Source organism: Methanolobus chelungpuianus (assembly GCF_024500045.1).
Taxonomy (GTDB): Archaea; Halobacteriota; Methanosarcinia; order Methanosarcinales; family Methanosarcinaceae; genus Methanolobus; species Methanolobus chelungpuianus.
In genome coordinates this window covers 21637-41945 of sequence record NZ_JTEO01000002.1, presented here as the reverse complement: position 1 = coordinate 41945, position 20309 = coordinate 21637, and the positions used below count along the sequence as shown (strand labels likewise).

Genomic DNA, 20309 nt, shown 5'->3' with positions numbered 1-20309 from the left:
TAAAATCTGTTTACTCAAGCACCTGTTTTGTGAGATTTACAAATGATAACGTTCATACAGAAAAAAAGGGATTTATTACTGGAAATAACATCTAATTTACTTATTGTTGAAATCATACTGATCATACTCCACTACCTGACATCTTTTGTCGTCAGCATCTGGATCGATGTTCATTTGCTGATGGTTGCTACTGTTGCATGTGGTTTCGCCTGGTTTTTCATATATATACAGAAAGATGAGGAACACTTCAGGGAGATTACACAACCGCATATGAAAGGACTTTTTTTATTTTGTCTCCTGCTGGTTGTTCTCAGTGGATTAAGCTTTGATCTCATACAACAGAATCACTTTTTAAAATCGATCGAATCTTCAATTTCCTCTGTCCAACCCTATTTAATCGTATTTTTAATTGGAGCTGGCTTTTTAATGCTCCACTTTAAGAAGGAGAGTATCCCGGCAAAGGCCGGGCTTACTGAAGAAATCATGGAAATGCCGGCAAAGGGAAAGGCAAAAGGAGTTGGAAAATTAATTTATATGCTGACAGGCAGGGAGAATCTATGGTATAACGCGTTTCTGTTGGTCATTCTCACGCTGTTTTTTATTACCAGGTTGTACGATACTGATTTTATTAACGGCACAGATAATTACAATGTCCTGGGCATAAAGAACATGTATGAAAATGGGATGTCTGTCTACAGATACTCCCCGATAACTGACTTCCTGATGTTAAAAATTGTTACTTCTTTTGGTTTCGATTTTTTTACCATCAAAATACCTTTTATACTCTATAGTTTCATTACTTTAATTTTCATTTACTTAAGCTCTGGTCTGATAAACAGGAATCTGGCTTTAGTATCCTCTTTTTTGTATGTGATATCACCTTGGGCAATAATCCATGCACGCATTACTAGGGATTATTCCTTTGATCTTATGGTCGGTTCGATAGCCCTATACCTGTGTTTTGTCATCTACAGGAAAATTAGTGAAACAGAAAGCCCGAAAAAGATCTTATTGTATCTTCTTTTTTTCTCTTTCGTACCGCTATCCCTTGTATTTGTGTATCACAACATCCGTTCACAGACTATCGTTGTAGGTATATATGTCCTGTTCACTGCATTATACATCCTCAATCACCTTCTTAATAAGATAGTTGCAGGAGGCACGTTTTCAGGGATGCGGGCCATGACAGTATTACGTGCAAATATAAGAAGTGTGAACCTTGTTTACTGGGTTGCTGTTTATTCAGCGCTGCTGTCTGCATTGTTCCTCATCGAAAAGTTTCCCTTTGTGTTCGGGTTTAAGGACCTAGATTTTATTTACTTTGATTTCTTCTTCAATCCCCTGACAGACTCACCGTGGCAATGGTTCTATGGAGTGGACATAAAATCTCTTTTCTTCTATGGGATGTTCTTACTGGGCCTTTTCTCCTTTGATTCGAGCGAGGTGCCAAGAAAGTACCTGTTAATTCTGTTTTCTTCGTTTGTATTCGGGCTGGTTCTATACGGCCTTAAATATGAGACTCACCTTGAATATATTCCGGTAAGGTACCTGTATTTCCTGTTCCTTCCTTACATTATCATATTTGCCAATTCGGTCCTGAACCTGATTAAGCTGTTCAGTTCAAGACCTGAGAGAACAGTACTTATTATAACTCTGGTCCTTCTGATCAATCCAACCGCCCTGTTATATTCAGTGAACCCGGTCTTAGCGTACCAGAATGAAAAAATATCCAATGTCCAGGTTGACAATATTGGCATCGGGCGATTTAATCTATTGCAGGTTGTGGAATATCTGGAAGAAATGGGTATTAACGAAGATAACGTTCTTGTCCTTGACGGACGGTATGCGGAATTCATATTATATCTTGACAGACCCATGGACAACGGACGAAAATTAGTACGGCGCAGTTCCGACGGTACACTATACTACGACATATCCCGGAAGACCTATGTCCAGTCCACCTACTTTGGGTATTCGGAGCTCAATGAAGCAGTGGACGCTAATAAAAAAGGAATATATGTTTCGAGCGATAAAGTCATTCTCTCGGAAAACGGGCAGGAGGAAATGAAGTTATCAAGCAGGGATTTTCAGTTGTATGATGTCCATTTCCGCCATATCAACACCATCAATGGATTCCAGATATATTCATGGGATACTAGCTGAACAGGATCAGCCTTACTTTATTTATAACCCTTTCTCCTGCAAAAGACAATACGTAATAGCAGGATCCACAATTGACAAAACCGTAATGAATGCAATAGGTCCTGCAAAGCTTTCTTACTCTCTTGAAATCATTCAGCTTGAAGCTTGCCTCAATTTCCGATTTCAATACGAGCCTGTCAGTAGATTCTTCAATTTCAATATGTAATATCTCACCAGGATTGAAACTCCCATATTGATCACTACCGTTCTTCAGTCTCTGCTGATAGAACTCATTTGCTTTCAGCGCAAAAAGGTCTTGCTTTGCTTTCTTGGACCATGAGATTGCGCATGGGCTTATTCTGTATTTCACCAAGGGTTCAGGAATGTTAGATATTTTTTTCCCGCCGGAAAGTAAGATTAAGTAAAAATCATAGTCCTGCGCATAGACAAACTTCTCCCTGTATGTGAACCCTTCGTTTCTGAACATAATTGTCGGATGGCTTACGCAGTTGTGAAGGGATAGTTCTTTTTCTATTTCTTTTTCCTCCACGATAGGCCTGTGCCTTGAGACGGTATTCCCGCTCTCATCGATTTTGTCTGTCCCTGAGCCTGCCAAGAAAATGTGCTTTTGCTTTTCCAGGAATTGATACTGGATCTCAAAGCGGTCAGGTGAACAAATATCATCAGCATCTATTCTTGCAATGTACTTGCCCCTGGAGATCTTTATTCCTATGTTCAGGGACTTGGTCAGGCCAAGGTTTTCAGGGTTATTTATCACCTTGATCCTGTGATCGCTCTTTTCATACCTTTCAATTATCTTCAGGCTGCCATCCATGGAACAATCGTTGACTATTATCAGCTCGAAGTCCCGGAATGACTGGCCCAGGATGCTTCCGATACATTCGTCAAGGTGCTTTTCCCCATTGTATACGGACATCACGACTGATATTTCCGGTTCACTCATTTGTTATAAAACCCCAATCCACATTTTTTTCTCAGTTTCCACTCATATGACTTCTTGAAGGCTTCCCCAAAAGTCGTTTCAATAAAGGCTATACCGGTAAGCCGGAACCATGTCGAGAACAAATCACTGTCGTCATTTTTCAGTTTCATGGTCTCCAATCCTGAGTATCTCCAATGGAATTGATTATTGCTTATATTATATCCTATCTTCTTTGCCTTTGAGGCCGCATTCAATAGGAAATCAGGCTTATGTTCTAGCATTCTTATATTGAGCAGGTGGCTGAAATCGCCAAGCTTTAGCTTGTTCCTTTTGGCCCAGCAGAACCCGCCGTCAGGATTTTGATTATCTAGTAGTGCCTGATATGCAAAGCCCAAGGAATCCCTTATTTCGGCTTTTCTATGGTCCGAATAAAAAGCAGCCCTGCAAAGAAGATCCACAGCATCCAGGTCGTCACAGCTGCCTCCTCCTCCCTCATAATTGAACAAGCCGTCATAATTCTGTACCATGAGCGTCGAATCTATTATCCTGTCGATGTGATTGGGTTCGATTTTCAGATAGGTATAGAAGAAAATGAAGTGGTAAGCCCCAGCCATTTGATTATGGAGGGTTACCTTGTTTCCGAGATTCCAGTACCCGGTCCCAGGATCCTGGGACCGGTTCAGCAGAGAGATTATAGTATCAATATACTTTTTATTTTCAGTTTCACTCTCATAGATCATCGAGTTCAGTATGAACATTACGAGGTTGCTGACAAGCCACGGGTCTTTCCAGTTAAGCCCGTAGAACCACTTTCTCAGATATTCCTCATCCTTATACTTCTTCAGAAAAGCGTATTCATACTTCGCATTTTTGCCCAGTGCCGACAAGGCCAGTTGCGCAAAATCCGTCAGTTGCAAACAGATATACTCCTGATCATGGGAGGCATTGTTCTGAGGAATCGCGGTATTATCTATAAAGTAACCCGTTCTTTCATCCTGGAAGCTTTGTATGTAATTGGATACCCGGTCCTTATCTTCAAATGTATCCATCCCGTTGATCAGGTCCAGACACATGACCCCAAAGCAGGTAGAATAAAGATTGCTTATCCTGTTAGCAGGAGAATAACTGAAAGAGCCATCTTTAGAGTATAAACCCAAGACAAAATCCTTTACGTCCTTCATTTTACCTCCCCTATCTCACGTTTATAGTATACAGTCTGAAAGATTATGTTCATTGAGTGTATTATCAGCGTAACCCAGAAAACGCCTGTGAAACCTACCAGATTAATGGCAACTATGTCCAGGAATATATTCAGGATCCCGCCTATCATGGTAGTAACTGCAACGATCCGGGCAAATCCGGTTGCCACGATAAAACTCTGGGTCTGGAACACGCCCCATATTTTAGCCGGGATCAGAAAGCTTAAGATAAAAATCGCTATCAGCATTTCTTCGACGTAATATTCCGTTAAGAACTCCCTTATCACCAAAGGAAACATGAAATAGAACATTATTGCTATGAGGATCGATGACGGAATAATTATTTTCATAAATGAGGACAGTTTCGCTCTTACTCCGGAGTAGTCCTTTCTGGCAAAGCAGGCAGTTATGTCCGGTGCAATAACCTGTGCCAGTAAGGCAAAGGGCAGGAACATCAATTCAAATCCCTTGTTGATCAGTTCATAGTACCCTATCTCTTCAACATACCCGTAGTGTCCCAGAACCAGGATGTCCACTCTGGAGTACAGGAAATAAGCTATGCTGGATACTCCAATCACCAGGGAGTAGTTCAAAAGGGTCCTCATTATCTTTCCGTCAAACCGGACATGCAGGTTCCCATAGCTTGAGAACAGCACTATTGTCAGGATAACGTAGAACAGGCTTTGGGACACCAGAGCTCCTGCCAGGCCGTATTTGCCGATAAGGATGTATACGAAGAGCAGAGATGAAAAACCAACGGACAACGATATGATAGCCAGGTCCTTGAACCGTTTCAACCCGCGGAAGATCCCGTCATACAGAGAACTGATCGGTGCAAAGAACAACATCGGTAGCACATAAAGTACGTAAGCGTACTTATCTTCAAGCACATATTTTCCAAAAACTACGGTCAGGAGGGATATGGCTGTGGCCAGGACCACCAATATGACGGAGGAATTGAACAGAATCAACTCTAATTTCTTTTTATCAGTGGCATTGTATTCGGCAACGTATTTCGATGTCGCAGTTGAGATCCCGAAGTCGCCAAATATTATCAGCAGAAAGATGATTGTTAATACGTAGTTGTAAACACCGAAATCGTAAGGCGTAAGGAGTTTAGCGGATAATGCCAGGATGCTGAATGTGACAATTTGCTTCCCGAAAGTCTGTAGAGCCCTCCAGCCGAAGTTGTGGATCGTTTCCCGGTGCCTTGAATAGGTACGTTTTATCCTGTTCTTCATTTCAATCAAACTTTGGTGGCTCTATTTTCAGAAAAAGGTCATTACTTACAGTTCTTTTAGACTGGACTATCCGCCTTTGGTCCAGAGTGTCGGGCAGGTTTTTCAGGAAAAAGCCGACTGATCCGAGGAAAGCAAGAAAGATCTTCGGGCTCGTTTTCTTTACGGAATACCTCAGTGATTTCACAAACTGGAACGCAAACAATGAAGGAAGGCATATTATTAAGCTGCCTAACCGGTAGTTTTTTATCATGCTCCTCGCATGGCCTGAAAAAAAGAGCCTGAACCGGTTAGCATATGATTCTGCTGTTTGCGTCTTATTAATTCCCAGATGTATGGCATAGGATCCGGTGTACAGGTAGTTCTTAAATCCATACATCCATGCACGGGGCCCCACATCCATGTCATCGAGATTAAATGACTGGGACTCATCAAAACCGCCTATATAATCCCAGTTCTTCTTACTCACAAAGAAGCATCCTCCGGTAGCGGCTCCTATTGGGATTTGCTTTTTACAGTTTCGGATTTTTTCTACGTCTTGCGGCTTCAGATGGAGATTAGCTCCGTAAAAGGAAAAATAGATCCCGTAGTATTTCGTGTGCATAGTATCAATATCTGTGAAAAGGACCTGGATGAAACCTGTATCCTTCCCGCGCATACTCAGGAGCTTTCCAAGTATGTCCTGGTCGGTCAGCAGTATGTCATTGTCCAGTGAGAGTACGTACTCGCCGTTTGCTTCCCGGAATCCTATGTTCTTTCCCTTTGAATAACCGACATTTTCCCCGTTCTCGACGAGCCTTATTCTTTCAAAACCCCTGATAAAGTCAATGCTGCCATCCGAAGAGCCGTTATCGACTATTATATATTCATAGTTCGGGTAGTTCAGTTCTAGAACAGAGGGGACTGTCTTTTTCAAATACTCCAATCCGTTATAGTTTAACATTACTATGCTAATCAGGGGGCACTCCTCATCCTTCATCATACACCTCCTGGTATACCTGCAATGTTTTATTGGCGCATTCTTCCCATGAGAACTTCGCAGAATTGGCTAATCCTTTCTTAATCAATGATTCTCTCAAAGCTTGATCAGCAATTATGTCCGATATCGCATCGGATATTTCCTCCACCTTGTAAGGGTCCACAAGCAACGCACCTCTTCCGGCAACTTCAGGCATGCTGCTTATGCCGGAGGTTATGACAGGACATCCGCATGCCTGCGCTTCTAATATCGGGAGGCCGAATCCTTCGTAAAAGGAAGGGTAGACAAATGCCTCTGCAACATTATACATGTCCGCAACGACCTCGTCAGGGGTGAAGCCTACAAAATGGATCTGGCTCTTAAAAGGGGAACTGTTGTATTCTTCGTAAGTCTGTCTCGTTTTCCATCCATCCCTGCCCGCTATGATCAGAACAAGGTCTTCTTCCGTGCCTGCAACCAGGTTAAAAGCCCTAATGACACCGTCTATATTCTTGCGCGGACTTACTGTATTGACATTCAGTATTATTCTTTTGTTGGAGATATCTATCCTTTTTTCAGCAAGGAATGAGCTGACCCTTTGATAGGCACCCTCTCTCCTGCAGTAGAGGTTTGAATCGTATGATTCGTGGATGACTACTATCCTATCAGCAGGGATGTCCATTTTTTCCATCAGGTCCTTTTTTGTGGCTTTCGAGACGGAAATGATCTTATCAGCTCTTCTAATGCTGGCCGGAGAGAAATATTTCCAGTACACGAGATCCTTGAATTTTGCAAACCGGGGGTAAGCCAGAACATGGATATCATGGACTGTGATTATCGTTTTAACCGCTTCTACTTTAGGCCCGACTCCTTTTAGCCCGTGAAAGATATCGATATCATGACTTTTCAGCATTTTAGGCAGTTTGATGTTATCGTAATATAGCCTGTTTAGCGGGTTCTGTTGATCGAGCTTTTCTTCCACGCAGGTATAATCTTCATATCCATCAACACCAAAGAGAGTAATGTCATCGCGGTCACGTATGTTGGACAACAGATTCGATGCATAGGTTCTGCTTCCTCCCTTGATATTCAAGGTCCTTGCATCAACGCCTACTCTCATACCAGCATCTCCAGATACTGGCGACATATCCTTTCAGGCGAGAACATATTGCATTGCTCTTTATTAGTTGCAGAGATTTTATCCCATAATTTTTTATTTTCTGCGAAAAGCCGGATCTTACCTGATAGTGCACCCAGGTCCCCATAACTGATAAGATATCCGTTCTCACCTTCTTTGACAAAGTCGACCTGGCCCCCGTAATCAGTTGAAACTATTGGCAGGCCAACCTGCATTGCTTCCTGCAACACGATACCGAACCCCTCATGCACGGAAGATAGAACATAAAGGTCCGCATTCTGAAGATACTGGAATTTCTTCTCTTCAGTAACAAAGCCCAGAAAATGGATCCTCTCCTGAACGTTCAATTGGCGTGCCAGGGATTCCAGGTTTTCTTTTTCAGGACCCTCGCCAATAATCAATGCATGAACATTTGGAGGGGTTTGTGCAATACTCTTGATCAGAAAGTCAAATCCCTTTCTTTTGACCAGTCTTCCGACACTGATAGTATAGAACAATTCTTCCTTCAGCCCGAGGCTTTTTCTTTCCACATGATTGAATTCAAACGGCTGATGCGCCAGAGGTATGATGTGTATTTTTCTTTTAACATCGTAGTATTTCAAGGCGTTTTCTCTGGTATTGGATGACTGGGCAATGATATAAGATGAATCGTTCAGGACCTTTTCGACAGTTTTCCTCAAGTACAGTTTTTTGTGAGGGGAGCTCTTTTTCGAGGGATCATAAATGTCACCGCCGTGTATTGACAGGAGATTAGGTATCTTGAACTTACCGGAAACCCACATTCCCAACGGTCCTGTGGGAACGGCAAAATGCGTGTTCATGAACCCGTATTCGTATTGCCGGCACAGTTTGCATGCTTTGGCATAGGCCAGTAATGGAAAACTGATCATAGAAGGCATTGTAGCTGTAGCCAGATCCCTGCGGCCAATGACCCTTACCCGGTAAATATTGATTCCGTCTATGACTTCATGTTCTTTCTGGCCTTTATATGCAGTTGTAACATAATCAACCTCATGACCCAGCTTGACGAAACCTTCTGCCAGTTTTTTGGCGGCAACGCCTCCACCTCCTCCCAATGGGGGAAACTCATAGTTGAGCATCAGGATTCTCATCCGATGTTCCTCTCTACAAGATAGTTTTTCCTTCCGTTCTGGCCATAATATATCTTTACCATGACATCAGCAAGAATTCCTAATGTGAAGAACTGTATGCCTATGATCATGGAGAAAATACCCGCTGTGAACAGAGGCCGGTCAGCAAGCCCAGTTCCGTAGACCAATCTTATGAATACAAGGTATGTGGTTATTAACCCGCCCAGAACGCTGAAGACCATGCCTAAGCCGCCGAAAATATGTATCGGCCTGAGCGAGTATTTCTGCCAGAACGTGATGACTATAAGATCAAGAAAACCTTTTATCAATCTCTTGTAATTGTATTTCGTCTTCCCGTGCAGCCTTTCCCTGTGATTTGTTTTGATCTCCCCTATTTTGTAGCCTTTCCAGGAGAGCATTGCAGGGATGTAACGGTGCAGCTCCCCGTAGAGTTCAAGGTCTTCAGTGCACTCTTTCTTGTATATCCTGAACGTAGACCCGGAATCATGTATCTGCTCACTTGTGAGCTGATTCCTCAGGAAATTAGCGAATTTTGAAAACACCTTTTTTGAGCCTGTATCTCTCCTGTTGAAACGCCAGCCACATACCACGTCATAGTCCTCGGTCATTATCTTGTCGATCATGGCGGGGATATCGTGAGGATCGTTCTGCAGGTCGGCATCCAGGGTAATCACATATTCCCCTTTAGCGTTATCAAAGCCGGCTTTCAGGGCAGCGCTCTGGCCGAAATTGCTCCTGAACTTTATGATCCTGAGCCGCTGGTCCTTCTTTGACAGGTCGGCCATCATTCTGTAGGTGGCATCCGTGGACCCATCGTCAACGAAGATTATCTCAAACTGGTTATCAAGAGGATTGACAGATTCACAAATTTCCTCGTACAGAGGCACTACGTTATCTTCCTCATTATAGAATGGGACAACAACAGATATCAACGCACTTTTTCCTGACAGCCCGGTCCTCATCCTGTAGATGTTATCTCCCGGCATATCATCAATGAAGAATTCCCCTAAGTCATCTTCAAGCGGATCTACGGATTCATGGATTTTCCTGTGCCTGGAAATTACCTTCCTCTTATTTTCATAGGATGGAACAGCAATGGATCTCAAAATAATCACCCTTATACAGCTATGTACTTCTTTTCCTTGCTTCTGTCTTCATCCGGGGATTGTACAACAGCAGGGATATGGCTCTCAATGATCTTGCTGATCTCACTGATGTCGCTTTCCTGGAATACAATACGCTCATTACGGTACCATTCCACAAACCTTTTGATACCTTCTTCTATCTTCACCTGAGGGTTATATCTGATGAGGGATCTGGCCTTGGAGATGTCTGCATAGGTGATCGGGACGTCCCCGGGCTGGTCAGGAAGTTCTTTTATCCTTGCTTCCTTACCGAGGTTCTGTTCTATGACACGGATAAGGTAGCGCAGTTCCACCACGTCGGAATTGCCGAGGTTGATTATCTCGTAGCCTTCCTTGATCCCTGTGGCATTGACTATGCCGTCCACGATGTCGCCTATGTAGGTGTAGTCTCTCCTGGAGCTTCCGTCTCCATACATTTCGATCTCGCGGCCTTCGTCGATAAGCTGCGTGAATTTGTGTATTGCCATCTCAGGCCTCTGCCTGGGGCCGTAGACCGTAAAAAAGCGCAGGCATACTACGGGCAGGTTGTACAGGTGGTGATAGGTATAACAAAAGGTCTCACATGCTTTTTTTGACGCTGCATAAGGTGAAATGGACCTGTCAACGTTGTCCTCTTCACTGAAGGGTATCTTCTCATTGGCACCATACACGGAGGATGTGGATGCGAAAACAAAATTACCTACGTTGTACTTTATGCTGAGTTCCAGCAGGTTCAGGGTGCCTTTGATGTTGACATCCTCATACAGCATAGGATCATTTATCGAAGGCCTGACCCCTGCCCTTGCTGCCAGATGAACAATTGTATCAATCGAATTGTCGCTGAAAATGCGATCCATTTCCTGAATGTTTCTGATATCGGTGTTATACAGGGTGAAGTTCTTATTGTTCAGATTGTGCTCTATATTTTTACCTTTGATCAGAGGATTATAATAAGAATCGAAATTGTCCACCCCAATGACCTCTTCATCCATGGAAAGAAGCCTGTCCAGCACATGGGAACCAATAAACCCTGCGCAGCCTGTGAGTAATATTGCCAAATAATCACCTTTTTAAAAATTTTTTTGCTTACCGTTTAAACACGGCATACTTTAAATAAATCTTTAATGTGTGGGCGCAATGATGCGAAAGTATTTTTGCAATTATTGCTTTTATCATCCATTATTTCGACTCGCATGGATTTTTACTATTACTGAGTGCCTCCCATTTCATTACCACTGTATATTGCTCTCCTGTGATCTGCTGACAGGAACTTATTATCTCATATATAAGTGCATGAATCCGGAAAGTTTCTACACAAATTAAGAGTGTTGCTACATACAGCACTATACTATTTATAAGTATATTATTTAAATTTATCCTATTGTGTCCATATATGTTCATGTTAATATTGGTTATGTCGGATCACAATATGCATAATAGTCGTATTATCCGTATTTTGAATGTGATTCTGGCACGGCCCAGCAGAGGAGATTTAGGCGGGATAAAATTACATCACAGAGTAAACAGAAAAAAAACAGCCATAGGCCATTGAAAGAAAAAAAGCGTTGTGCAAGTCCGATAAATGATTTTGATTTGTATCGGATAAGTATTTCATTAAGGAAAAAGACCAACGCTTTAAATATAAAATATGCCTGATACTATATTGTTCCAAAATATTTGGTCTTAAACATCCTATGACAGGTTATCATGAAATACGGACTGCAGTTCATTAAGGACAATATCATACTCCTGCTTATATTGTCATTCGGATTATTCCTAAGGATATATGATCTCGGACACGAATCTTTCTGGTTTGACGAGACGATAAGTTCGATAGCTGCAATCTCCATGATCGAGAATGGGATTCCGGTCTTCCCGTCTGGCCTCTTCTATAGCCGTGCGATACTGAACACTTTTTTCATAGCAGTCTCATTCAGTTTCCTGGGAGTCAGCGAGTTTGCAGGCAGGTTACCAAGTGTGATCTTAGGAACCCTGACAATTTTACTCGTATATTATATGGGATCCAGGTGGGGGAACAAGAGAGTAGGTCTTCTCGCAGCAATCCTTGTGGCATTTTCTGTGTGGGAAATTGCCTGGTCAAGACAGGCAAGGATGTATCAACAACTGCAATTTTTTTATCTGCTGTCGTTATATCTGTTCTATGAGTACGTGAATCACAGGAACAAAAAGCATCTGGGTTTACTCATAGCTTCATTCGCAGCAACGATCCTGTCCCACGTGTTCGGCTATGTCCTTATAGGAGTGTTCCTGGTTTTCATAGCCGCCTATTTCCTGAAAGAGAAACATTATAACGTCCCGGGGAAAAAAAGTGTGTTGTACATCGCACTGGTTCTCGTACTTCTTCTTGGCCTGGCCTACAACAGAGGTGTGATCTCGAACGTCGTTCAGACACAGGTAAATTATTATGATGAATATATCTACTTCCTCAAAGGAAACCTCGGATTTGCTTTGTTTTTTGCAGTTCCGGGGGCGACCGTGCTTTTAAGCAGGGACTGGAGTAAAGGTTTACTTCTGACAATGTCCTTTATAATTCCTTTTTATGTGATCTTTTTCCACGTACTCCTATTTGCTACCCGCTACCTGTATTTCGTGATACCTGCGATGCTGGTACTTGTGGCTTATTTCCTTGACTTTGTGATTAATCATACTTCGGAAATGGCAAGTCGGAAATGCAGTCGTTTGTTTTCTTATGGCGATAGGCAATATCCTTGTTCAAAAGTTCGTCCGATTGTATGCTCAATAACAATGATCTTTCTAATCGTTCTGATGTACCTCTCCCCCGCCTTTACTTTCATGCCAAAGGAAGCATATGACCTGGGCCCTAATGCCCCACGTTCGGATTTCAGGAAGGCGTACTCCTATGTGGACAGCAATATGCAACCAGGGGATGTTGTAGTATCCGCATGGACAGCCCCTGCCCAGTTCTATCTGGGGAAAAACGATTACTGGCTTGCTTTCAATGTAATGGGCACCGGGATGGAACCCTTTACAGTAGAAAATGCAACCCGCGATAAATACTCCAACTCAATAGTTATAAAAGATACCGAAATGCTGAAAAATGTTACCTGTCAACATGAAAGAGGCTGGATTGTCACAGATACCCTTGCATGGCACAAAATATCGCCACAGTCCAGGGACTTTATCGAGTCCAACACAACCAGACAACTGCAGGATCCGACTATAAGGGTTTACATGTGGGATCATACAAATGAATCCGTGTGTCCGTCTTTGTAACTTGTCACATTTCAAGAAGCCTCATCAATATAAAGACCAACAGCCCTGATGTTGAACCCAAATAGATATGACGGATATATTTCCTTCCTGCCCTCGTATCATTCCCGGACCCCAATAATCTCAGAGACGAATAAGCGATCGAAATATCCATTATTGCAATGGGGAGCAAGTAGATAGCAGGCAGCCATCCGAATATGAAAGGAACTGATGTAAGCAGAATAACAGAAAAGAAAATGTAACCGCTTATCCGCAGAGCAAAACGGCCCCCATATCTTATTGCCAGGGATCTTGAACTGATAAGAAGATCTCCCTGCATATCCATAGCATCAGCAGCTATCTCCTCCCCCAGGTCTATTAATGCGGCAATTGCTGCAAAGAGCCAGACAATGCTATTGAAGGGCAGCCCTACGGACACGCCGCCATAGATAAATGTCATCCCTACCGAAAAGCTCACCATCAGATTCCCGGGCAGGCCGCTTTTCTTGTAGTTCCGGTTATAGAGAGATCCAACGATCAGTAGAACAAGTGACAACAATAACGCCATAAAACTGATCAGGTAACTAAGGACAAGACCAGCGAGCATAAGGCTTATTGATAGCAATAGAGCCTCTGATGCAGTGACAAGCTTTGAAGGGATCGGGCGATCAGGTGCGTTGAGCCTGTCAGTCTCAACATCGAAGTAATCGTTCAATACTAATATCGAAGCTGAGATAAAGAATACAGAGAAAAAGCCATACAGGATCTCAGAGGCAGATGCAAACCCTCCCAAAGCCAGGATTTGACCCATAACTACGCATACCCCGGCAGAGAATGGAAGCTCGAACCTTAACAACCTCACAAAGCCTTTTGCTTTTTTCATGGACATTGTATCGTTCCCTATAAGCGGACACTTTTCAGACTCTTTGAAAAACATCCGGGCAACCGGCAGGATATTGCCAAAGACATAGGGCCATGGAGAATCATCAGGAAAGGGTATCCTGCCTGGTTAAAAAATTCTATGCTGATGAGGCACAGCCATCGTCAGCTCCGGATGGAGCAATCCACCCGGTATAACTTATTCAGTTGTCTTCCCGTCGAATTCCGCCTCGTTAGCTTCGGCCTCTTCCTTTGTGGCACGCACGATGCCATCCTTGTGGTGGGCCGGAGAGTAGATAGTATAAAGTTTCAGATCCTCAGTTTTCGAAGTATTGACGACGTTGTGCTGTGCGCCTGCAGGTACGACCACTGCCACACCGTCAGCGAGCTCATATTCATTGCCGTCAATTATGCACTTCCCCTGTCCGCTCTCAAAACGGAAGAACTGGTCATTCTCCTCATGCACTTCCATGCCGATCTCTTCCATGGGCCTGAGGCTCATGAGCACCAGCTGGCTGTGTTTTGATGTGTAGAGGACCTTGCGGAAATTGTCGTTCTCAAGCGTTGCATCTTCGATATTGATTGAAAATCCCTTCATACCTTTACATAAGGATTAATCGCATATAAAATCATTCGGGAGTTAAATTTGCGCTAATTTAAAGAAATAATTAAATAGATTAGATAAAATAAATAATTAAGCGGCTTTTATATGTATATATAAGATCATTATGAAAGACGTCGCAACTTCTAAGTAAAACAGTCAGAGGTATCGACATTATTCCTGTGTTTCCTTTTCCTTTAATCCGTGCACTGCAGGATTGTGGACGACCTCCCCACGGATGTTATAACGTGAACCGTGGCATGGGCAGTCCCAAGTCTTCTCAGCATCGTTCCATGAAACTATGCAGCCCATGTGCCTGCATGAAGGATCAAGGGTATGGAGAACACCCTGGTCATCACGATAGGCAGCAACCCTTTCACCCCGGATCTTTACTATATCACCTTTTCCGGGCGCTATGTGTGAGGCATCCTCCGGTACTGGAAGGATCCTGGCACCCACAAGACCCTTGCCCGACTCCAGGGTCTGGAAGATGAGATTCTTTGCGGATTCGACCGGCTTGAGGCGGGAAGGGTTGTATACCTCAGCCCAGGGATTGTCCCGGTCAAGGATCATGTCGCTTATTATCATCGCAGCCACCGTACCTGTGGTCATGCCCCATTTACGGAATCCTGTCGCCAGGTAGGAGTGCTTGCTCTCAGATGTGATCCTTCCTATGTAGGGAATATTGTCAGCGGTTATGACATCCTGCGTCGACCAGTGATAGTCAATGGAGTTGACAGTATAGATGGACCTGATCCACTCTTCCAGATGCCTGTAATAGTCTCTTGTGTTACCGCCTTCTCCTGTCCTGTGGCCCTCTCCCACTACAAGCACAAGTTCGCTGTCACCATCAGGTTGGGAGCGCAGAGAACGGGAGGGCTGTTCAGCATTAATGAACATACCTTCAGGAAAAGGTTCCTCAATGTGCGTTCCCAGCAGGTATGTGCGTGACTGATAAAGCCTGTAGAACAGCATCCCTGGCTTGTCATGGATAGGGAAATGTGTGGCCTGGATCACATCCTGGGCCTTGATGAGCCCGTTATTCTCGGTCTTTACTGTTACGGGTCCCTCACCTTCGATCTTGTGAACGCGTGTATTCTCAAATATATGGCATCCTTCACCCGGTATCTTCCTTGCCAGGGCACAGAGGTACTTGCGCGGGTGGAACTGGGCCTGATCATCAAAGCGCACAGAACCATAGGTCTCAAAAGGCAGAGGAGGCGTTTCCTCGAAGGAGGCAGGAATACCCAGGCTGCTGGCTGCTTCCACTTCCCTTTCTATCTTCCCCGCTGAAGCTTCGGAACCTGCATAAACATATGCGGGCTTGCGCATAAAGTCACAATCTATGTTATAGGAATTAACAAGGGAAGCGATCTTCTCTATCGCAGCCTGGTTGGATTCGGCATACTGTAGTGCCTGCTGTTCTCCAAAATCCGAGATCAAGCGTTCATAGGTCAGCCCATGTTGGGACGTAACTTTTGCCGTGGTCTGCCCGCTCACGCCATGCAGCATCCGGCCTGCTTCAATGAGAGCTACCGACAGACCTGCATCCTTAAGAAGCAGTGCAGAGGTAACACCTACGATGCCTCCTCCGATGATCGCCACATCCACATCAATATCCCCCGACAGAGAAGGATAGCGGGACTCCTGTGTGGTCGCTATCCAGTAGGATTCCGGCATCCCAGGAAGAGCGTATTCCGTTTCCTTATTGCCAGCCATGGATTGCACTCACCGGATATCAGCCAATGATTTATAATGACCCGGACTTCCTGAGACAGACAGCAGTTCATAGATAAGCCTGATCTTCCAGTCGGTCTCGTCAAAATCCATCCTGGCAATGATTGCATCTATGCAGGACGCTGTCTTTGCAAGTATAGTTCCATCCATAAAGATTTCCCCCTGATGTCCTCGTTCAACATCCTTACTTACCCTTAATTAAAACATCAATTGCATGGTTTATATACGTTTTTAATTCTCTTCAAAACAATATTAGCGCATTGGGAATTATGCATGGTGCACCGGCATCGGTCTTTTGCAGACATCTGATGAGGCCGCAATAATAATATCCCATCATCCAAAAGATAAAGCCCATGACGATGTTATCAAGAGACCAACTGAGAGAAAGGATCGCCTGGGAAACACCGCTTGTCGAGAATATGATCGATAAGGATACGCAGCTGCAGCCCAACAGCGTGGAGCTGACCCTCAGAACTGTGGAATCATTGAAGGGGTTGGGAGCTGTGGACTTTGACAACAGCCAGAGGCAAGTCCCGCAGAGCGAGAACCTCGAGTTTGACAGCGGGGGATGGATACTGCTGGCTCCCGGAACATATAAGGTGACGTTCAATGAGATCGTGAACATACCCCTTGACCTTGCCGCTATCGCAAGACCAAGGTCAAGCCTGCTGAGATGCGGCGTGACAGTGGAATCTGCTGTATGGGACTCGGGATACAGGGGAAGAAGCGAGTCCATGCTTGTGGTGTATAACCCCTACGGGTTCAGGGTCAGGAAAAATGCACGCCTCTTACAGCTTGTTTTCTACAGCCTTCAGAGCAAGGTTGAACAGGGTTACAACGGCAGATACCAGCATGAGAATATCTGACACACTTCGGTCAACAGCTTTGTTCCGCGTTAAAATTATGTAGAATCAAATATATGGAGGATGCATGAGCGAAATTGGCAAATCCGTAAGGATGGAAAGGATATTCGACCGTAACACGCATCGTACAATAATAATACCTATGGACCATGGTGTAGGTGCCGGGCCCATCAGGGGGATCATTGATCTTCCCGCCACGGTGAACAAGGTAGCTGAAGGAGGGGCCAATGCCGTACTCGGGCACATGGGACTTCCGAAACACGGTCACAGGGGGTACGGAAGGGATGTAGGACTTATCATCCACCTGTCCGCTTCCACCTCACTGGGACCGGACCCAAACCACAAGGTGCTGGTGACAACCATTGAAGAGGCTATCAAGGTAGGCGCCGATGCCGTGTCAGTGCACATCAATGTAGGTGCAGAGGATGAGGCTGAAATGCTCCAGGATCTTGGCCGGGTGGCCCGCCAGTGCGATGAATGGGGAATGCCGCTGCTCGCCATGATGTACCCCCGCGGGGCAAAGGTAACATCCGAGCACGATGTCGAGTACGTAAAGCATGCAGCAAGAATAGGCGCGGAGCTTGGTGCAGATATCGTCAAGACGAATTACACCGGAGATATAGACTCCTTCAGGGAGGTCGTGAAAGGATGCCCTGTACCTGTTGTGATAGCAGGCGGCCCGCGCATGGAGACCGAGAAGGAACTGCTTGAAATGGTCTATGATTCCGTCCAGGCAGGCGGAAGAGGTGTCGCCATTGGAAGGAACGTGTTCCAGTCAAATGACCCCACAAAGCTGGTATCCCACATATCCAAGATCCTCCACGAAGGATACACTGTGGAAGAAGTCCTTAAAGTATAAGCCCAATGCCCTGTCACTACAGGGCAGGTACTTTTTTAAGTGAATATTTCGTGCCTGCTGCTCTCAGCTTATGCTGCAGGCTTTGTATCCAGATCTCTGAAAACCGACTTCAGTTAAAAGGCCGGATTCAAAGTGATCAGCAAGAGGATATACGGCGTGCTCCCGCATATCTGCATTGGCAGAAGTAGTAGAAAGCAAGGCCAGAAGTTGAAATGACCAATGAATCATATATGGTTGGTGGTGGTACGATATGAAATATGATTGTATTGCTGACCTTGCTTAATATACAGAATCCCTGTACACAAATATAATATTTATGAACTTGTTTTTCAGGAACGTGTACATAAAATCAGAAGAAACATTCACACAACGGCTCCGGATGAAGTCTCGTTACTATTAAATGCAATGGGAATGTCGATGTTCTATTTATCTCTGATCAATCTCACTTATGAGGATAACTTATGGATAGATACGAGCAGGTTATAGAACTGGCAAAGCGCCGGGGATTCTTATGGAACTCATTCGAACTTTACGGGGGAACCGCAGGGTTCTACGATTACGGTCCCCTGGGAAGCACACTTAAACGCAGGATAGAGCAGATCTGGAGAGACCTCTATGTCATTCATGAAGGATACATGGAAATAGAGACTCCCACTGTAGGTATTGAGGATGTGTTCGTGGCCTCGGGACATGTGGGAGGTTTCTCCGACCCACTCTGCGAATGCACCAAATGCGGCGAGGCTTTCAGGGCCGATCACCTTGTCAGCCACATCCTGGAAGGCGCCGATGCGCTCTCCAACCTTGAGCTGGACAGGCTCATCAGAGAGCACATGGTAAAGTGCCCTGAGTGTAAAGGAGACCTGGGGGAAGCCTATGAGTTCAACCTGATGTTCAAGACCCTGATAGGACCAGGCACAGGCAGGCAGGGATACATGCGTCCTGAGACTGCCCAGGGAATGTTCGTGGATTTCCTGAGGCTTGCACGCTTCTATCGTGAGAAGCTGCCCTTCGGTGCCACACAAATCGGAAAATCATACAGGAACGAGATCTCTCCCAGGCAGGGAGTCATCAGGCTCAGGGAATTCACCCAGGCCGAAGCTGAGATATTCATTGATCCCGTTGACAAGAGCCACCCCAATATAAAGCGGTTTGCAGACACAGAACTTAACCTTTACTCCGACGCTGCTCAGGAAAGAGGCTCAATGGACAAGATGACTCTCGGACAGGCGCTTGAGCAGGGCATCATCGCCCACGAGTTCCTTGCATACCAGATCGGCCTCACAAACCTCTTCCTCACAAGGGTGGGCATTGCTTCCGACAGGCTGAGGTTCAGGCAGCACAAGAAAGACGAGATGGCCCACTATGCCATGGACTGCTGGGATGCGGAGGTTGGCACTGACAGGTTCGGCTGGGTCGAGATCGTGGGAATAGCCGACAGGACTAACTACGACCTTTCAGCCCACGCTGCAGTGAGCAAGACAGAGCTTACCATATACAGGGAATACCCGGAACCAAAGATGGTCACCCGCTTTGTTGTCAAGCCTGACATGGGCAAGCTGGGACCACTCTTCAAAGGTAAGGCAAAGATGGTTGCCGAAGCCCTTAAGGCCCTCACGAGAGAGGAGCTTGAAAAGGAAGAGATCAAGGTCAGAGTGGATGCCGAGGAGATAATTATCCCTAAGGATGTCGTGGAATTTGCAGAAGAGACCGTTAAGGTAAGCGGAGAGAACATAGTGCCCCATGTTGTTGAACCTTCCTTCGGTATCGACAGGATATTCTATGCGGTCATGGAGCATTCATTCGATGAGGAGGCAGTGTCCTCAGCCGAGGAGGGAGAAGAAGGAGAGGAGAACAGGATCGTCATGAGATTCAGGAACGAGGTCGCTCCTGTGCAGGTAGCCATCCTGCCCCTGCTCACAAGGGAGGAGCTCATCGGCCCTGCAAAGGATATCGAGTCCAGGCTCAGGGAAAGGGGACTGCTCGTATCCTATGACGACTCGGGAACCATCGGCCGCCGCTACAGGAGGAACGATGAGATCGGTACCCCGTACTGTGTCACCATCGATTATGATACCCTGAAGGATATGACCGTGACCATACGCGAGCGCGACGGTATGAAGCAGGTCCGCACTCCGGTGGAGGGTATCGAGGAAGTGCTCTACGGATTGATGTACAGGGGCAGGGAGTTCCAGAGTGCAGGCAGGGCACTCTAATACTTTCACTCCGCTTACGGCAGGTTTAAAAGTTTAAGGATTGTATTATTGGCAAACTTTAAACCTGAAAAC

The 20309-nt window shown here is 45.1% G+C and carries 17 protein-coding genes; 5 read left to right on the top strand and 12 right to left on the bottom strand.

From position 1 onward, the window contains the following. Positions 1 to 42 precede the first annotated feature (42 nt). A complete protein-coding gene (locus PV02_RS01070; protein ID WP_256621505.1) occupies positions 43 to 2163 on the top strand; it encodes a glycosyltransferase family 39 protein in 2121 nt (706 codons plus the stop codon). Here the strand turns inward: PV02_RS01070 and PV02_RS01065 are convergent. From PV02_RS01065 to PV02_RS01030, 8 genes are read right to left on the bottom strand one after another with little or no spacing between them, the layout of a single operon-like run. After that, positions 2156 to 3106 (bottom strand): glycosyltransferase family 2 protein, encoded by a 951-nt coding sequence (locus tag PV02_RS01065; RefSeq protein ID WP_256621503.1) that lies wholly within the window; start codon positions 3104 to 3106, stop codon positions 2156 to 2158. The genes PV02_RS01070 and PV02_RS01065 overlap by 8 nt on opposite strands. Then, positions 3103 to 4266: a prenyltransferase/squalene oxidase repeat-containing protein gene (locus PV02_RS01060; protein WP_256621502.1), complete on the bottom strand. Its 1164-nt coding sequence runs from the start codon at positions 4264 to 4266 to the stop codon at positions 3103 to 3105. The genes PV02_RS01065 and PV02_RS01060 overlap by 4 nt, the downstream gene beginning before the upstream one ends. Then, positions 4263 to 5525: an oligosaccharide flippase family protein gene (locus PV02_RS01055; protein ID WP_256621501.1), complete on the bottom strand. Its 1263-nt coding sequence runs from the start codon at positions 5523 to 5525 to the stop codon at positions 4263 to 4265. The genes PV02_RS01060 and PV02_RS01055 overlap by 4 nt, the downstream gene beginning before the upstream one ends. Position 5526: 1 nt before the next feature. Next, positions 5527 to 6504 (bottom strand): glycosyltransferase family 2 protein, encoded by a 978-nt coding sequence (locus tag PV02_RS01050; protein WP_256621500.1) that lies wholly within the window; start codon positions 6502 to 6504, stop codon positions 5527 to 5529. Then, positions 6491 to 7600, bottom strand: a complete 1110-nt coding sequence (locus tag PV02_RS01045; RefSeq protein ID WP_256621499.1) for a glycosyltransferase family 4 protein — start codon at positions 7598 to 7600, stop codon at positions 6491 to 6493. Before PV02_RS01045 ends, PV02_RS01050 begins: the two co-directional genes overlap by 14 nt. Further along, the gene (locus PV02_RS01040; RefSeq protein ID WP_256621498.1) at positions 7597 to 8730 is read right to left on the bottom strand and encodes a glycosyltransferase family 4 protein; all 1134 of its coding nucleotides are present in this window, start codon (positions 8728 to 8730) and stop codon (positions 7597 to 7599) included. The genes PV02_RS01045 and PV02_RS01040 overlap by 4 nt, the downstream gene beginning before the upstream one ends. Further along, the gene (locus PV02_RS01035; RefSeq protein ID WP_256621497.1) at positions 8727 to 9836 is read right to left on the bottom strand and encodes a glycosyltransferase family 2 protein; all 1110 of its coding nucleotides are present in this window, start codon (positions 9834 to 9836) and stop codon (positions 8727 to 8729) included. The genes PV02_RS01040 and PV02_RS01035 overlap by 4 nt, the downstream gene beginning before the upstream one ends. A gap of 11 nt (positions 9837 to 9847) precedes the next feature. Further along, on the bottom strand, positions 9848 to 10912 hold the full coding sequence (locus tag PV02_RS01030; RefSeq protein ID WP_256621496.1) for a GDP-mannose 4,6-dehydratase: 1065 nt from the start codon (positions 10910 to 10912) through the stop codon (positions 9848 to 9850). A gap of 649 nt (positions 10913 to 11561) precedes the next feature. Between PV02_RS01030 and PV02_RS01025 the strand changes: the two genes are divergently transcribed. Continuing rightward, positions 11562 to 13109 carry an ArnT family glycosyltransferase gene (locus PV02_RS01025; protein ID WP_256621495.1) on the top strand — a complete coding sequence of 516 codons (1548 nt, stop codon included), beginning with the start codon at positions 11562 to 11564 and terminating at the stop codon, positions 13107 to 13109. 4 nt (positions 13110 to 13113) lie between these two features. Here PV02_RS01025 and PV02_RS01020 read toward each other — a convergent pair whose 3' ends face one another. From PV02_RS01020 to PV02_RS01005, 4 genes are all read right to left on the bottom strand, one after another. Further along, a complete protein-coding gene (locus PV02_RS01020; RefSeq protein ID WP_256621494.1) occupies positions 13114 to 14022 on the bottom strand; it encodes a UbiA family prenyltransferase in 909 nt (302 codons plus the stop codon). A gap of 141 nt (positions 14023 to 14163) precedes the next feature. After that, complete coding sequence (locus tag PV02_RS01015) at positions 14164 to 14562, bottom strand: cupin domain-containing protein (RefSeq protein ID WP_256621493.1); 399 nt, start codon at positions 14560 to 14562, stop codon at positions 14164 to 14166. 177 nt (positions 14563 to 14739) lie between these two features. After that, positions 14740 to 16284, bottom strand: coding sequence for an FAD-dependent oxidoreductase (locus PV02_RS01010; RefSeq protein ID WP_256621492.1), 1545 nt, complete (start codon positions 16282 to 16284; stop codon positions 14740 to 14742). A gap of 9 nt (positions 16285 to 16293) precedes the next feature. Then, positions 16294 to 16452 (bottom strand): hypothetical protein, encoded by a 159-nt coding sequence (locus tag PV02_RS01005; protein ID WP_256621491.1) that lies wholly within the window; start codon positions 16450 to 16452, stop codon positions 16294 to 16296. A gap of 203 nt (positions 16453 to 16655) precedes the next feature. Here PV02_RS01005 and PV02_RS01000 point away from each other — a divergent pair, with 203 nt between their 5' ends. The 3 genes from PV02_RS01000 (at position 16656) to glyS (ending at position 20237) form a co-directional block, all read left to right on the top strand. Next, complete coding sequence (locus tag PV02_RS01000; protein ID WP_256621489.1) at positions 16656 to 17168, top strand: deoxyuridine 5'-triphosphate nucleotidohydrolase; 513 nt, start codon at positions 16656 to 16658, stop codon at positions 17166 to 17168. A gap of 64 nt (positions 17169 to 17232) precedes the next feature. Then, positions 17233 to 18024 (top strand): 2-amino-3,7-dideoxy-D-threo-hept-6-ulosonate synthase, encoded by a 792-nt coding sequence (locus PV02_RS00995; RefSeq protein ID WP_256621488.1) that lies wholly within the window; start codon positions 17233 to 17235, stop codon positions 18022 to 18024. Between the two features lie 461 nt (positions 18025 to 18485). After that, positions 18486 to 20237: a glycine--tRNA ligase gene (glyS, locus tag PV02_RS00990; RefSeq protein WP_256621485.1), complete on the top strand. Its 1752-nt coding sequence runs from the start codon at positions 18486 to 18488 to the stop codon at positions 20235 to 20237. Positions 20238 to 20309: the final 72 nt, after the last annotated feature.